Source organism: Pantoea pleuroti (assembly GCF_014156615.1).
In the GTDB taxonomy this organism is placed as follows: domain Bacteria; phylum Pseudomonadota; class Gammaproteobacteria; order Enterobacterales; family Enterobacteriaceae; genus Pantoea; species Pantoea agglomerans.
The window spans coordinates 464642-479249 of sequence record NZ_SBFD01000001.1 but is presented as its reverse complement, the minus strand read 5'-3'; the positions used below and the strand labels follow the sequence as shown (position 1 = coordinate 479249).

13 protein-coding genes and 1 pseudogene are annotated in these 14608 nt (G+C 56.6%); 11 read left to right on the top strand and 3 right to left on the bottom strand.

Going from position 1 to position 14608, the window contains the following annotated elements; all coding sequences use genetic code 11:
• Window positions 1-423: 423 nt before the first annotated feature.
• The 7 genes from EPG66_RS02355 (at window position 424) to EPG66_RS02325 (ending at window position 9408) form a co-directional block, all read left to right on the top strand.
• Window positions 424-2781, top strand: coding sequence for a membrane-bound PQQ-dependent dehydrogenase, glucose/quinate/shikimate family (locus tag EPG66_RS02355; protein WP_064704338.1), 2358 nt, complete (start codon window positions 424-426; stop codon window positions 2779-2781).
• A 308-nt stretch (window positions 2782-3089) separates the two neighbouring features.
• A complete protein-coding gene (locus EPG66_RS02350) occupies window positions 3090-4070 on the top strand; it encodes a TIM barrel protein (RefSeq protein WP_022625661.1) in 981 nt (326 codons plus the stop codon).
• Window positions 4071-4124: 54 nt separating this feature from the next.
• Complete coding sequence (locus EPG66_RS02345; protein ID WP_031592324.1) at window positions 4125-5165, top strand: sugar ABC transporter substrate-binding protein; 1041 nt, start codon at window positions 4125-4127, stop codon at window positions 5163-5165.
• Window positions 5166-5181: 16 nt separating this feature from the next.
• Entirely contained in the window at window positions 5182-6684 is a 1503-nt protein-coding gene (locus EPG66_RS02340; protein ID WP_182685865.1) for a sugar ABC transporter ATP-binding protein, read from the top strand.
• Between the two features lie 32 nt (window positions 6685-6716).
• Window positions 6717-7688 carry an ABC transporter permease gene (locus EPG66_RS02335; protein ID WP_010244946.1) on the top strand — a complete coding sequence of 324 codons (972 nt, stop codon included), beginning with the start codon at window positions 6717-6719 and terminating at the stop codon, window positions 7686-7688.
• Window positions 7688-8545, top strand: coding sequence for a MurR/RpiR family transcriptional regulator (locus tag EPG66_RS02330; RefSeq protein WP_099257399.1), 858 nt, complete (start codon window positions 7688-7690; stop codon window positions 8543-8545). Before EPG66_RS02335 ends, EPG66_RS02330 begins: the two co-directional genes overlap by 1 nt.
• 2 nt (window positions 8546-8547) lie before the next feature.
• Window positions 8548-9408, top strand: coding sequence for a PfkB family carbohydrate kinase (locus EPG66_RS02325; RefSeq protein ID WP_182685863.1), 861 nt, complete (start codon window positions 8548-8550; stop codon window positions 9406-9408).
• Window positions 9409-9449: 41 nt separating this feature from the next.
• On the opposite strand, the gene EPG66_RS02320 is transcribed toward EPG66_RS02325, so the two are convergent.
• Window positions 9450-10481, bottom strand: a complete 1032-nt coding sequence (locus tag EPG66_RS02320; RefSeq protein WP_010244937.1) for an NADP-dependent oxidoreductase — start codon at window positions 10479-10481, stop codon at window positions 9450-9452.
• A 434-nt stretch (window positions 10482-10915) separates the two neighbouring features.
• Between EPG66_RS02320 and EPG66_RS02315 the strand changes: the two genes are divergently transcribed.
• From EPG66_RS02315 to EPG66_RS02310, 3 genes and pseudogenes are all read left to right on the top strand, one after another.
• Entirely contained in the window at window positions 10916-11059 is a 144-nt protein-coding gene (locus tag EPG66_RS02315) for a hypothetical protein (RefSeq protein WP_167620264.1), read from the top strand.
• A 109-nt stretch (window positions 11060-11168) separates the two neighbouring features.
• Window positions 11169-11276, top strand: a pseudogene (locus tag EPG66_RS22940) (VOC family protein); the annotation flags it as partial.
• A 120-nt stretch (window positions 11277-11396) separates the two neighbouring features.
• Entirely contained in the window at window positions 11397-11915 is a 519-nt protein-coding gene (locus tag EPG66_RS02310; protein WP_081325955.1) for a glutamate racemase, read from the top strand.
• On the opposite strand, the gene EPG66_RS02305 is transcribed toward EPG66_RS02310, so the two are convergent.
• Window positions 11908-12657, bottom strand: coding sequence for a DeoR/GlpR family DNA-binding transcription regulator (locus tag EPG66_RS02305; protein ID WP_069026276.1), 750 nt, complete (start codon window positions 12655-12657; stop codon window positions 11908-11910). The genes EPG66_RS02310 and EPG66_RS02305 overlap by 8 nt on opposite strands.
• A gap of 83 nt (window positions 12658-12740) precedes the next feature.
• Here EPG66_RS02305 and EPG66_RS02300 point away from each other — a divergent pair, with 83 nt between their 5' ends.
• Window positions 12741-13325, top strand: coding sequence for an NUDIX hydrolase (locus tag EPG66_RS02300; protein ID WP_069026277.1), 585 nt, complete (start codon window positions 12741-12743; stop codon window positions 13323-13325).
• Between the two features lie 43 nt (window positions 13326-13368).
• On the opposite strand, the gene EPG66_RS02295 is transcribed toward EPG66_RS02300, so the two are convergent.
• Complete coding sequence (locus tag EPG66_RS02295; RefSeq protein WP_031592311.1) at window positions 13369-14469, bottom strand: NADH:flavin oxidoreductase/NADH oxidase; 1101 nt, start codon at window positions 14467-14469, stop codon at window positions 13369-13371.
• Window positions 14470-14608: the final 139 nt, after the last annotated feature.

The following is a 14608-nucleotide window of genomic DNA, read 5'->3' as shown; positions in this document are numbered from 1 at the left end:
CGGCATTGATGATTATCCTGATAGAAACAGCAGGGCAATTACTTTCCCGATTTCAGCATTAAGAGTTATTGCAGGGCAAGGCGAATAAACCATTATGATTATTTGACACTAAAAATCTTTCGTCGTGCACACTTAAGCCGGCGTTACAGAAGCGCGGCTTGTCTGATAATTGATCGCCTTTGAACAAAAGGTGCGGTCGTTAGCAGCCTATGGTTAATTTTTTGTGATGGATATCCCGTATTTAACCCTTCAGAAAGTAAAAAAAGCGGCCTGACCGCCTGAACCGGTGACATTTATAATAAATATTTCTAATGATTAACGCTTATACACGTTTTTACATATTTCGTGTGTAAGTTAAAATCTCGTTGAATTTATGTTTCCAGCTTAACCTTTCACTTGCCGCTAATGACCCGAGGATGGCTCATGATCAATAAAATAACAAGTATAATCATGGTGATATTCGCTATCGCCCTGATTTATATGGGAGGACAACTCCTGCTTGCAGGAGGCAGCGCGTTCTATGCGCTGATGGGCGTGGGCGTTCTGCTCAGCGCGATTCTGCTGTTGATGAACAAACGCAGTGCGCTGACGCTTTATGCGCTGCTGATGTGGATCACTCTGTTCTGGACTATCTGGGAAGTGGGCTTCGACAAATGGCAGTGGATCCCGCGCGGCGACCTGTTTGGTGTGCTGGGTCTCTGGCTGGCACTGCCGTGGGTGGTGCGTCCGCTCTATCAGGGGCAGCGTCGCTTCCATCCTTTCCTCGGGGGTTCCGTCGTCCTGATGGTACTGCTGGTCATCGGTCTCTGCTTCTACGATCCGCTGCCGCAACAGGGCACCATTAATACGCCGCGCAACGCATCTGCGACCGGCGGTGCCGCTGAAGAGTGGAGCGCCTATGGCGGAACCACAGATGGCCAGCGCTTCTCGGCGCTGAAGCAGATCACCAAAGATAACGTGAAAGATCTGGAAGTGGCCTGGACCTATCACACCGGCGACCTGCGTCAGGGTGATGATGCGACCGAATACACTTTTGAAGCGACACCGCTGAAAGCCAACGGCATGCTCTACTTCTGTACGCCGCACAACGAAGTCCATGCCCTCGACCCGGAAACCGGTGCGGTGAAGTGGAAAACGGCGCCGGATAAAAACCGCTCCTATCTGCAGCAGCACCAGACCTGTCGTGGCGTGAGCTACTTCGATGCCGGTCAGCAGGCGCAGCAGCAGACGGGCGCATCGCCGGCCATCTGCCGCAAGCGTATTTTCAATGCCACCACCGATGCCCGCCTGCTGGCGCTGGATGCCGATACCGGCAAAGCCTGTGCTGACTTTGGTGACAACGGTGTGGTGGATCTGCGCGCCAACATGGGCGAGGTGCGTCCGCACGCGCTGATGCAGACTGCCGCGCCACTGGTGGCGGGCAACCTGGTGATTGTCGGCGGTTCGGTGATGGATAACGGCTTCAACAGCGGTAACCCATCAGGTGTGATCCGTGCCTATGATGCCGTCAGCGGTCGTCTGGTGTGGAACTTCGATCCGGCTAACCCGGATAACACCGCACCGGTCGCTGAAGGTGCAACCTATCCGCAGGATACCCCTGTCGCCTGGGCCACCCTGAGCGCCGATCTGAAAAACGGCCTGGTCTATGTGCCGTTTGGTAACGCCTCGCCGGATGAAGTGGGACTTGAACGCGATCCTGCCAGCAACACTGAAAAATTCCGTGATGCGCTGGTAGCACTGGATCTGAAAACCGGTGCGTTCAAATGGCGTTATCAGAGTTCGAACCACGACCTCTGGGATCGCGATAACCCGTCACAGCCGTCGCTGGTGGACATCAACTATCAGGGCAAACCGCAACCGGCGGTGATCCTGCCGACCAAAACCGGCAACCTGTTTGTGCTGAACCGCCTGACCGGCGAACCGGTTTATCCGGTAGAGCAGGTTAAGGTCTCCACGGATGGCATTAAAGGTGAGCAGTATGCGGCGACCCAGCCGGTCTCCAGCCTGAACTTCATTCCGCAGCCGCTGACAGAGAAGTCAATGTGGGGCATTACGCCGTTTGACCAGATGGCCTGCCGCACCACGTTCCGTGAACTGCGCTATGACGGTAACCCGTGGACGCCGCCAACGGAGAAAGGCTCGCTGATCTTCCCGGGCAACATCGGGGTATTTAACTGGGGTTCAGTAGCGGTTGATCCACAGCGTCAGATGCTGATTGCGGCACCGGTGCGCCTGGCTTACAAATACAACCTCATCAGACGCACGCCGGAAACCGAAACCCAGCGTACCTTCACCAAAGATGGTACGCCGTACTGGAATGAGAACTTCCACGGTGACTACGCTATCCACATCCAGCAGATGGCATCGGGTCTGGGTATTCCCTGCATCGCGCCACCGTGGGGACGGATGGTCGGTGTGGATCTGACCACCGGCAAAACCGAATGGCTGCGTCGCGTCGGCACCACCAAAAACCTCAAGACCAGCTTCCTGCCTGGCCGCTTCCCGCTCGGTTTCCCGATGGGAATGGTGGCGCACGGCGGACCGCTGCTGACGGCGGGTGATCTGGTGTTCCACGGCGCAACGGCAGATAACTTCTTCCGTGCTTACGACAGCACCACCGGCGAACTGCTGTGGCAGACTGAACTGAGCGCGGGTGCGCAGGCCACGCCATCCACCTTTATGGGCAAAGATGGTAAGCAGTATGTGGTGATTGCCGCGGGCGGCCACGGCTCACTCGGCACCACGGCGGGTGACAGCGTTGTCGCTTTCCGTCTGAAGTAATTTTTTAAAAAACCGACCCGCTGAGCGCCGCCCTGGCGCTCAGCTTTTTTTTATGCTTCTGCCTGTCAGATCTCACGCCCGGCTTCGCGCAACAACCTGTTGTATTTCATCTCAATTCTTTCATCTCCGCATCCACATCATCTGATAACGCATCGAAACCATTTCGTGACAGCGCTCCCGCTTTAACGATTTCTCCTGCCTGACAGACTTGCGCATTAAGTCGCGAGGCGTAGATTAATATATGACTTCACAATTAATCGTGAATAAGAAAAGTACTTCACAATACGCACTCTGAAGGATTGATGCTCATGTCGGAACTGAAATTTGCTACCCGTCTTAACTCTTTCGCCTCGGGGGCACACCTCTACTGGCCCGATCAGCAGGGCAAGCCCTCTGTGCTGCAGATGGTTGCCCGTGCAGGCAAGGTCAAAGGCTTAACGCATCTCGACCTCAACTTTCCGCAGCATCTCACCAGCGATATCCCCACACTGCGCCAGGCGATCAGTGATGCGGGTCTGGCCGTTAACGGTATGCAGATGCGCTGGGACGCGCCGCAGTTCAAAATCGGCGCGTTTACCCATCCCGACGCGAAAGTGCGTCGCGAAGCGATTGAGCTGACCAAACGGGGCATTGACGCGGGTCGGGAATTTGGTTCACGGCTGATGACGCTGTGGATGGGGCAGGACGGTTTCGATTACTGCTTCCAGGCGGACTATAAGAAGATCTGGGAGGATGCGGTCAGCGCCGTGCGTGAAGTGGCGGAGTATGCACCGGACGTTGACGTCAGCATCGAATATAAACCCAATGAGCCGCGCGCCTACAGCATCTTTCCCAACGCCACCACCTGTCTGCTGGCCGTGGAAGAGGCGGGCTGCGCCAACCTGGGGATCACCCTGGATTTTGCTCATGTACTGTTTGCCAATGAGATCCCGGCTTACGCCGCCGCCATGGTGGCGCGCCGCTCACGGCTGCTGGGGCTGGACCTCAATGACGGCTGGGGCAAGCGTGATGACGGCCTGATGGTTGGTTCAGTTAACCCACGCGCCACGCTGGAGTTTCTCTGGCAGATGCAGCGTGATGGCTACCGCGGTGCCTACTACTTCGATACCTTCCCGGATGCCAGCGGTCTTGACCCGATCCGTGAAGCAGAAAGCAATATTGCGACCGTGACCCGTCTGCTGAGGCTGTGTGACCAGCTGCACGACAACGCGGCGTTACTGGCGGCCATCGGGCGGCAGGATGCGGTGGCTTCTCAGCAGATCGTCAATGACATCATGCTGGCCCGCTGACAGCCGATTAATCATAAAACATCACACCTCTACCCAACACCCTGAGAATAAAAAATGAAAAAACGCCTGCTTGCTCTTATCGCCTCCTCACTGCTCTGCAGCACGGTTTATGCGGCAGAACTGGCACCGCTGCAATCCGATACCGAACCGGATCGCACCGACTGGACCCAGCTCGACACCAAATATGGCGCACTGCCAAAAGTCGATAAATCGCTGAAGATTGGCGGGGTATCAAAAACCCTGACCAATGAATACTGGCGCTCACTCGGCCAGGGCTACCAGAACGCGGCGAAAAAGTATGGTTTCACTGTCGCTTATCAGGCGGCGGCCAATGAAGACGATCAGCTCGGTCAGCTCTCCATTGCGGAAACCCTGATCTCGCAGGGCTTTAACGGCCTGCTGGTCTCGCCGCAGACCGACATCAATCTGGAGCCTGCACTGGAGAGTGCCAACAGTAAAAATATTCCGGTGGTTAACGTTAATGATGCGGTAATGCCGAATGCGCGCTACTACGTCGGCAACGTCCAGAAGGATAATGGCGTGCGGGTGGCGAAATGGTTTATTCAGCACCATCCGCAGGGCGGCAAAGTGGCGGTAATTGAAGGGCAGCCAGGGGTTTATGCCGCCGGACAGCGCACCCGTGGCTTTAAAGAGACGCTGGACAGCGCCGGTAAGTTCACCATCGTGGCCAGCGTGCCCGCCAACTGGAGTCGTGAGCAGGCTTTTAACGCCGCATCGACCATTCTGCAGCAGCATCCCGATCTGATCGGCTTCTACGCCAACAACGACACCATGGCGCTGGGCGTAGTGGAGGCGGTACGTGCGCAGAACAAAGCATCACAGGTGGCCATCTTTGGCACTGACGGTATTTCCGATGCCTACGCCTCGATTAAGCGCGGCGAGCTGACCGGGACGGTCGACAGCTTCCCGGTGCTGACCGGTGAAGTGGCGATGGACGTCATTATCCGTCTGATTAACGGACAGAAACTGTCGCGCGTTGTCTCGACACCTCAGGCGCTCATCACCAAAGAGAATGTTGAGGCGTTCTCAACCAAAGACAACAACCGGTTGCGTCAGCTGCTGGCTCAACAATAAGTCAGCGGGAGCGGGTATGGAACAGTTTCGCTTAATGATGCGTGGCATCAGCAAAAGTTACGGTAACGCCGCCGCGCTGCAGGATGTCGATTTCTCAGTGCGGCCCGGCGAGGTGCACGCGCTGATTGGGGAAAACGGCGCGGGTAAGTCGACGCTGCTGAATATCCTCTCCGGCGTTCGCGGCGCGGACAGCGGGGAGATCAGCGTCAACGGAAACCGGGTGCAGATCCGCAGTCCGCTCAGCGCCCGTCAGGCCGGGATCGCGATGATCCACCAGGAGTTGCAGCATGTGCCTGAGCTTTCCGTGGCGCAGAACATGTTTCTGGGTCGCCCGCTGACCCGCGCCGGGGGCTGGTGGGTGGATAAAAAGGCCCAGCTGGCACGGGCTACCCTGATACTGAAGACGCTGGATCCCACTATCGATCCCGATACGCCGATCAGGAACCTCAAGGTATCGCAGCAGCAGATTGTTGAGATTGCCCGGGCGCTGCTGGATGACGCCAAAATCATCGCCATGGATGAGCCGACCTCCAGCCTGACGCCACGCGAATTTGACCGGCTTGCAGAGCTGATTGGCGATCTGAAGTCGACCGGCGTCTCGCTGATCTATGTCTCGCACAAGATGAATGAGATTTTCCGGGTCTGCGATCGCGCCACCATTATGCGTGACGGAAAGCAGGTGGGGGTGGTCAACATCAGTGATGAGGATGAGGAGAGCATCGTCGCCAAAATGGTCGGACGGAAGATCGACAAGCTTGACCATCAGGCGTTTGTCACCGATCGCGAAGTGCTGCGGGTAGAGGATCTGACGCGTGGCAATGAGGTGGTGGCGGCAAACTTCAGCGTTCGTGCGGGCGAAGTGCTGGGGATTGCCGGGCTGGTCGGCGCGGGACGCACCGAACTGCTGAAGCTGATTGCCGGTATCGACAGGCGCACCCGTGGCACGGTGAGCGTCAACGGTGCCACGGTGAAGAACCACAACGTGCGTGCGGCGATCAAGGCGGGCATTGGCCTGGTACCAGAAGACCGCAAGAAAGAGGGCATTATCAAAGAGCGGGCGGTGAAGATGAATATGGCGCTGCCGTCGATGCACCGCTTCACGTCGGCGGGGCTGATGAACCAGGCCCGGCTGGACCGCGAGGCGCTGAAGGTCATGGGCGACCTGAAACTGCGCCCGCTCGACATTGAGAAAACCATCGGCACGCTGAGCGGCGGCAATCAGCAAAAAGTGATCATCGGCCGCTGGGTTGCGGCGGATGCCAATGTGTTTCTGTTTGATGAGCCGACGCGCGGTATCGATATTGGTGCCAAGTCTGAAATCTATCACCTGATTGAAAAACTGGCCCAGGCGGGCAAAGCCATTGTGGTGGTGTCGTCAGAAATGACCGAGATCATGCGCATCTCCGATCGGGTGCTGGTGATGCGCGAGGGCCGGATCACCAAAGAGTTAACCGGCAGCGCGATCACCGAAGAGAACATTGCCCGTTATGCCATTAAAGATATCGACCAGACCGCCTGACCGCTTACCTGACACTATTTAAGGTTATAACTATGACAACTCAGACATCTACCGGGCCGGGTACCCGACCTGCGCTGCGGCTTAAATTTAATCTGCGCGATGCCGGTACCTTAATTGGCTTACTGATTATCGTGGTGACATTTTCGTTTCTGTCGCCGGTCTTTTTCACACTGCCTAATCTGCTGAATATTCTGCAGCAGTCCTCAATCAACGCCCTGATCGCACTGGGCATGACGCTGGTGATTATCTCCGGCGGGATTGACCTCTCGGTCGGCCCCACGGCGGCGCTCTCTGCGGTGCTGGGTGCAACCCTGATGGCATCGGGCGTGCCGGTGCCGCTGGCGATCCTCGCTACGCTGGGTGTGGGCGCGATGTGCGGGCTGTTCAGCGGCACGCTGATCGCCTATGCCGGACTGCAGCCGTTTATTGTCACGCTGGGCGGCCTGTCGCTGTTCCGGGCAATTGCGCTGATCTACACCGGCGGCAATCCCATCTTTGGTATTCCGCTGGAATTTCGCAGCCTGATCAACAGTACGCTTTTCGGTATCCCGACGCCGATTGTGATTGTGGCGGTGATTGCGCTGCTGCTGTGGACGGTGATGAATAAGACCCCGCTGGGGGAATATATTCTGGCGATTGGCGGCAATGAAGAGGCGGCGCGGGTCGCAGGTGTGCCGGTTAAGCGCACCAAGGTCACGGTCTATATCTTCTCCGGCCTACTGGCTTCACTGGCCTCGCTGATTCTGATTGGTCGTCTGGGGGCTGCCGAACCGACTATCGGCAATCTGTGGGAACTGGATGCGATTGCGGCGGCGGCCATTGGCGGTGCGTCGTTAATGGGCGGCAAGGGCAGTATCTTCGGGACGCTGATCGGCGTGGTTATCCTCGGTGCGTTACGTAATGGCTTGACCTTACTGAACATTCAGGCCTTTTACCAATTGCTCGCTACCGGCCTTATTATTATCATAGCGATGTTGATTGACCGGGCGACCCGAGGCAAGTAATGAAGCAAGATCCGCGAGCCATTGGCGCTCAGATTCGTATGCGTTTGCCCCAGCTGACGCCGTTAGAACGTCGGGTAGCTGAGGCGATAATTGCCCGAACCGACATTACCGAGCAATCCTCATTAAAGGAGATTGCGCGGGAGAATAATGTCTCTGAAGCGATGATCGTTAAGATTACCAAAAAACTTAACTTTACCGGCTTCAGGCATTTCAGAAGTGGCCTGATCTATTACAACCAGTCTGAAGTGGCAGGGCTGCATGCGGAAATTGAGCCGGATGATTCGTCGGAGCAGTTGCTGGCCAAAGTTTTCAGAACCTCTATCCAGGCGATTGAAGAGACCTTATCGATTCTGGATGTTTCTGAATTCAATCGTGCGGCGGATATTATCTTTAAAGCGCGTCATATCGATCTCTATGCCGTGGGCGGTTCTGCTGCTGTGGCGCGGGACCTGTCACACAAGATGCTGAAGATTGGCATCAAGTCGACTGCCTATGACGACGCCCACATCATGCTGATGTCAGCCGCCGTGTTATCTGATGACGATGTGGTTATCGCCATCAGCCATTCGGGTGCTACGCGTGCGGTGAACGATCCGGTGAAACTGGCAGGAAGGAATGGTGCGAAGGTTATCGCCATTACCAACTACGCCGAATCCCCGATCGCGCAGAGTGCGCATGTGGTCCTCAATTCAACCTCTCAGGGATCGCATCTGCTGGGTGAAAACGCCGCGTCACGCATCGCCCAGCTCAATATTCTGGATGCGCTGTTTGTCGCTATCGCCAAGAAAGATCTGAAGCGGGCGGAGAAGAACCTGATGAAAACCCAGCATGCGGTTCAGGATCTGCGGGAATTCTAGCTATGAGCAAAATTGCAGTCACCGGCAGTCTTCACTACGACATTATGCTGGATGCACACCATCGCCCGGAAAAAGGCGAAACGGTGATGGGCAGCGCCTGTCACTATAAGTTTGGTGGCAAGGGTGGTAATCAGGCCGTCGCAGCGGCACAAGCGGGCGCTGCCGTGCGCTTTGCCGGTTCAGTGGGGCGCGATCAGCAGGGACAATTCCTGCTGGATCATCTGCAGCAGGCCGGGGTCGATTGCACCGCCGTCAGCATCATTGATGCACTTCCCTCCGGAATGAGCGTGGCGATTACCGATGCCGAAGGAGATTACGGTGCGGTGGTGGTCTCCAATGCCAATCAGCAGATCCCGCTGGAGACCTTTGAGCAACCCGGCTTCTGGCAGGAGGTGTCGCTGCTGGTGCTGCAAAATGAAGTCCCTGAAGCGGTGAACCTCTGTGCTGCCCGGGCGGCACAGCAGCGGGGGATTACGGTCTGCGTCAACGCCGCGCCCGCCCGGCCGTTGTCAGCCGCGTTTGAAAACTGTATCGATCTGCTGGTGGTGAACGCCATTGAAGCGCGCGATATGTGCGGGATTAGCGTGCAGGATCTGACGTCGGCGCGCTCAGCGGCGGAATCGCTGGCCAGCCGGTTTGCCAGAGTGGTGGTTACCGCTGGTGAACATGGTGTGGCTTACAGCGAGGCGGGAGAGACTCATACACTGGCGGCGCAGAAGGTGACGCTGGTGAGCACCCACGGTGCCGGGGATTGTTTTGTCGGCGTGTTATGTCAGCTGCTGAGTAGCGGGGCAACGCTGGCAGAAGCGGTGAGTGCGGCAAATCGTGCAGCTGCCGAACACGTTTCCCGGCAGCCGCACTGATTAATGGCGTGCCACGTCAGTGACGCGGCACGCTAACGTCATCAGGCGCCGACGTTCACCACGGTTTTACCGAAGTTTTTGCCATTAAGCATATCGATAAACGCCTGTGGCGCGTTCTCTAATCCTTCAATCATGTGCTCGCGATAGTGGATTTTTTTGTTCTCCACCAGCGGACGCATCGCCTCCAGGAACTCAGGGTAACGGTCACCATAATCCTGGAAGATGATAAAGCCCTGCATACGGATACGGCGTTTCAGAATGCCCGCCATGATCAGAGAGGTTCTGTCCGGGCCTTGCGGCAGCTCACGCTGGCTGTAAGCCGAGACCAGACCACAGACCGGCACGCGCGCAGCGGTGTTCAGCAGCGGGAACACGGCATCAAACACTTTGCCACCGACGTTTTCGAAGTAGATATCGATGCCATCCGGGCAGGCGTTTTTCAGCTGCTCTTCAAAGTCGGCGCTGTGGTGATCGAGGCAGGCATCAAAGCCCAGCGTATCGACCGCGTAACGGCATTTTTCTTCACCGCCCGCCACACCAACGACACGGCAGCCTTTCTGTTTACCCAACTGACCGACCGTTGCGCCCACCGGACCGGTTGCGGCGGCAACGACCAGAGTTTCACCCGCTTTCGGCTGACCAATATCCATCAGACCCATATAGGCTGTAAAGCCTGGCATACCGAGAATACCCAGCGCCCATGAGGGATGAGGCAGATCGTTACCCAGCTTCGCAATCTCTTTGCCATCGGAGACGGCATATTCCTGCCAGCCACTCTGCGCCAGCACCCAGTCACCGGTCTTAAAGTCGCTGTTTTTCGATTCGGCGACCTGACAGACGGTGCCGCCCACCATCGGCTGATCCAGCTCTGCCGGCGCGGCGTAGGATTTACCCTCGTCCATCCGCCCACGCATGTAGGGGTCAAGCGAGAGATAGATGGTCTTCAGCAGTACTTCACCCTCTTTAATTTCCGGGACGGGCTGCGCCACATGGCGGAAATTCTCTTTGGTCGGCTCACCGTGTGGGCGTGAAGCCAGTAACCAGGCGTGGTTCTGGGTTGCTTGTTCAGTCATATTGTCATCCTTTTATAGCCGGGCAATGCTCAGGGCATCACCCTATGAATACCAGGAAAGTGTAGATGACCACGGCGGGAATGCGTTTAGCGCTGTGAGCGGTAAGCTGATTTACGGATAACAGGGCATAGGGGGCTAACCACGGGGACATAGCGGATGCAGGACCATTCGCGTCATGGATTCAGGCTGACGGCTGTTCACATCCGCTTGCAAAAAACGGGCAGGCGAGTCATCAGCAGTGCGGCATGACACGCACCCAGGTCAGAGGGTGGCGACTATCATTACGCTTCACCACAAGGCTTACAGGGCCAGGGCATATTTTGCGATTGCCGAAACAGAGAAGCTAAAACGCTTCTATGACCGGGTTTTACAGCATCCGCCCCGTGATGTAATGTATGAAGTGAATACCGCCATAGGCGAAGGAGGAAGAGGTTATGTACTCAACACACGATATTTCAACCCTGAAGAAAATGACAGTTGCAGAGCGTAAAGCGGAAGCAATGCGTCAGCTCAAAGAATCTTTTGATCTTGCGGAGCGCTCAGGCACAGTGCGTTCACGCGAAGCAAAGGCTTGTTGACTGTCAGCTTCCTCCCAAACCCGCTAAGGCGGGTTTTTTTATGCCTTCAATCTGTATCAGGGTTTAACAAAAGCAACACCGAAAGAGTTAATGGCTCCATGGATGACAGAGGATTCCTGCATTGAATCCTTACTGGGACCAACGGGGCGTGACATTTATCGACGGGGATGGTTATCGTATTGTTATCCAGCATGCAGCCTGGCAACCCGCAATCTGACCTGTACCGGAGTTCACCCTGAACATTCTTTGCTTTCACACCGCGGCCAGTAATATCGCGATATTTGATGATGCCGCCAGCGCACTAGCGCGTGACAATCCGCCGCTGAATCATCTGGTGATGCCTGCGCTGCTGGCAGAAGCGGAACGCAGCGGCGGGATGACGGCTGCGTTACGCCGCCGTATTGCCCAAATGATTGAAACGCTGCTGCCGCAGTTTGATGCGGTGCTGATCACCTGCTCGACGCTGGGCCCAGTTGCCGGTGATTTCAGCGCGCAGGATCGGGTTATGCGCACCGACGGAATGCTGGCAGAGGCACTGCAGCGTCACGCAGGGCGCACAGTCGCGCTCTGTGCGGCAGAATCAACGCTGGCGGCGACGCGGGCACTTTTCTGTCAGCCCGGCAGCCAGGTGGAGGTCGCGCTGGTGGAGGGAGCGTGGGCGGCGTTTAAAGCGGGGGAAACGACGCGCTATTTTGCGCTGATTGCAGCAGCAGCAGAGCAGGCTTATCAACAGGGAGCCGTTGCGGTGGCCCTGGCGCAAAGCTCAATGACGCCAGTAGCACAGCAGTTTCCTGACACACAGCGACCCTTGAGCGGTCCGCATCTTGCGCTGCAGGCCTGCTACGAACTCAGATGATCGTCACACCCTGCTGGCCTAGCGCCTGTCGCAGCGCCTCATCCGGCTGCGTTTCCACGACCAGCGTGCTGGCCAGCGACAGGTCGCCAATGGCAAATGCCGAGGCGGAGTTCAGCTTTTCCGCTGACGCCAGCACCACGGTTTCCGCTGCGCGTCCTGCCAGCGCACGCTTGACCGTCGCCTCTTCAAAATTCCCGGTGGTCAGGCCCGCCGCCGGATGCACGCCGGTGACGCCCATAAAAAAGAGATCGGCATTGATGCGGTTGATCGACTCCAGCATCGCTGCGCCCACCGTCACCACTGAATGTTTATAGAGCTGCCCGCCAATCAGTATGATCTCCACGAGTGGATGATCGGCTAACGCCAGCGCCACGCTGGGACTGTGCGTAACCGCGGTAAAGCTCAGCGTGGCGGGTAACCGTCGCACCAGTTCCGCGCTGGTGGTCCCGCCATCAATCAGTACGATCTGTCCGGGCTGGATCAGTGAAACCGCTTTTTGCGCAATAACCTTTTTGGAAGCAGTCTGCACGCTTTTGCGTGTTTCAAACGTTGCCAGCGCAGCGGAAACCGGCAGCGCGCCGCCATGTACCCGCTGCAATAATCCTTCAGCCGCCAGTTCACGCAGGTCGCGGCGGATAGAGTCTTCGGAGAGGCCAAAACGCTGGCTGAGTTCGCGCGACTGCACCTGTTTTTCCTGGGCGAGCAGGGCGAGAATCGTCTGTTTTCGCTGGCTGGATAGCATCACTTGTCTCTGCATGTTTTTTCTTGAAGTTGCACGATTGTGCATGATAGCGTGATGGCTGTCTACCTATCCTGGAGAGCATCATGCAGCAGAACCATCCCCGCGTGCGCATCATCAATGAGCAGTTGCTGTCAGACAACTGGTATACCCTGAAGAAATATACGTTCTCACTGCTGCGCCGTGACGGTCGCTGGCAGGAGCAGAGCCGTGAAGCCTATGACCGCGGTAATGGCGCAGTGATCCTGCTCTACAACCGTGTCAAACGTACGGTGGTACTGACCCGTCAGTTTCGCTTTCCGATTTTCCTGAACGGGCATGATGGCTTTCTGATTGAAGCGGCCGCCGGTCTGCTGGATAACGCTTCGCCGGAAGCGCGTATTGTTGCCGAAGCTGAAGAGGAAACCGGTTTTCGCGTCAGCCATGTGCAGAAGGTGTTTGAAGCCTTTATGAGCCCCGGTTCGGTTACTGAAAAACTCTACTTTTTTATTGCCGAGTATGGCGATCAGCAGCGTAGCGGTGATGGCGGCGGAATAGCGGAAGAGGGTGAAGATATCGAGGTGCTTGAGATCGGTTTCGACCAGGCGTTACAGGCGATTGACCAGGGTGAGATTGTGGATGCCAAGACCATCATGCTGCTGCAGCATCTGCGGCTGAAAGGCATTTTATAAGAGAACGGGCAGACCGCCGTTAATGCGGTCTGCCCGTTAAAGCTTACTGATCCTGCGTCAGGATGCCTTTTACATCGTGCGGTTCGGAACGCAGATACTGTGGCGGAACCTGGACTTTGCCATCCAGCGCAGCGGCTGCGTGCCACGGCCAGCGCGGATCGTAGAGAATACCGCGCGCCAGCGCCACCAGGTCAGCTTCACCCTGTTGCAGCAGATCTTCTGCCTGCTGCGGCTCAGTGATTAAGCCGACCGCAATCACCGGAATCGACACCTGCTCACGAATATCGCGGGCGAACGGTACCTGATAATTGGGTCCGACGCTGATTTTCTGATCTTCCGACAAACCACCACTTGAGACATGAATATAGGCACTGTTCAGTGCTTCCAGCTCACGCGAGAAGGCGATTGACTGATTGATCTCCCAGCCGCCTTCAACCCAGTCAGTGGCAGAAATGCGCACGCCTACCGGCACGGAAGCGGGTACGGCATCGCGAACGGCTTTGAAGACTTCCAGCGGGAAGCGCATACGGTTTTCCAGCGAGCCGCCATATTCATCACTGCGCTGATTCGACAGCGGCGACAGAAACTGATGCAGCAGGTAGCCGTGTGCGGCATGAACTTCGATAAGTTGAATTCCCAGACGCACCGCACGCAGGGCGCTGTCGACAAAGGCCTGTTTTACCCGCGCCAGATCGTCAGTGTTCATGGCAACCGGTTTCACTTCATCCGCGCTGTAGCTCAGTGCGGACGGAGCCACGGTTTGCCAGCCGCCGGCTTCAGGCGCAATCTGCTTACCGCCTTCCCAGGGTACGGCACACGACGCTTTGCGTCCCGCATGGCCCAGCTGAATACCAACCGGAATAGAGGAGTAGCGGCGGACATCTTCCAGAACCGTTTTCAGCGCAGCTTCATTATCATCATTCCACAAACCGAGATCGCCAGGGGAGATGCGACCAATATCCTCTACGGCAGTGGCTTCAATAATCATCAGACCTGCGCCGGAAAAGGCCAGCTGGCCAAGATGGATCCGGTGCCAGGCGGTCGCATTGCCCGCTTCAGCGGAGTACTGGCACATCGGCGCAATCACAATGCGGTTATCCAGCGTAAGTTCGCCCAGCGAGACAGTGGAAAAAAGTTGGCTCATGTTATCTCCATGGTTTTATGACTGATGTGACAGGCAATAACTATAGCCGGGGATTTGCCAGGTGGATGTTTCTTCAACGTGACATTTTATGACGGCGTGCCGGATTCAGGTTACAGATCAACGCAGCCTGCAGTCTCAG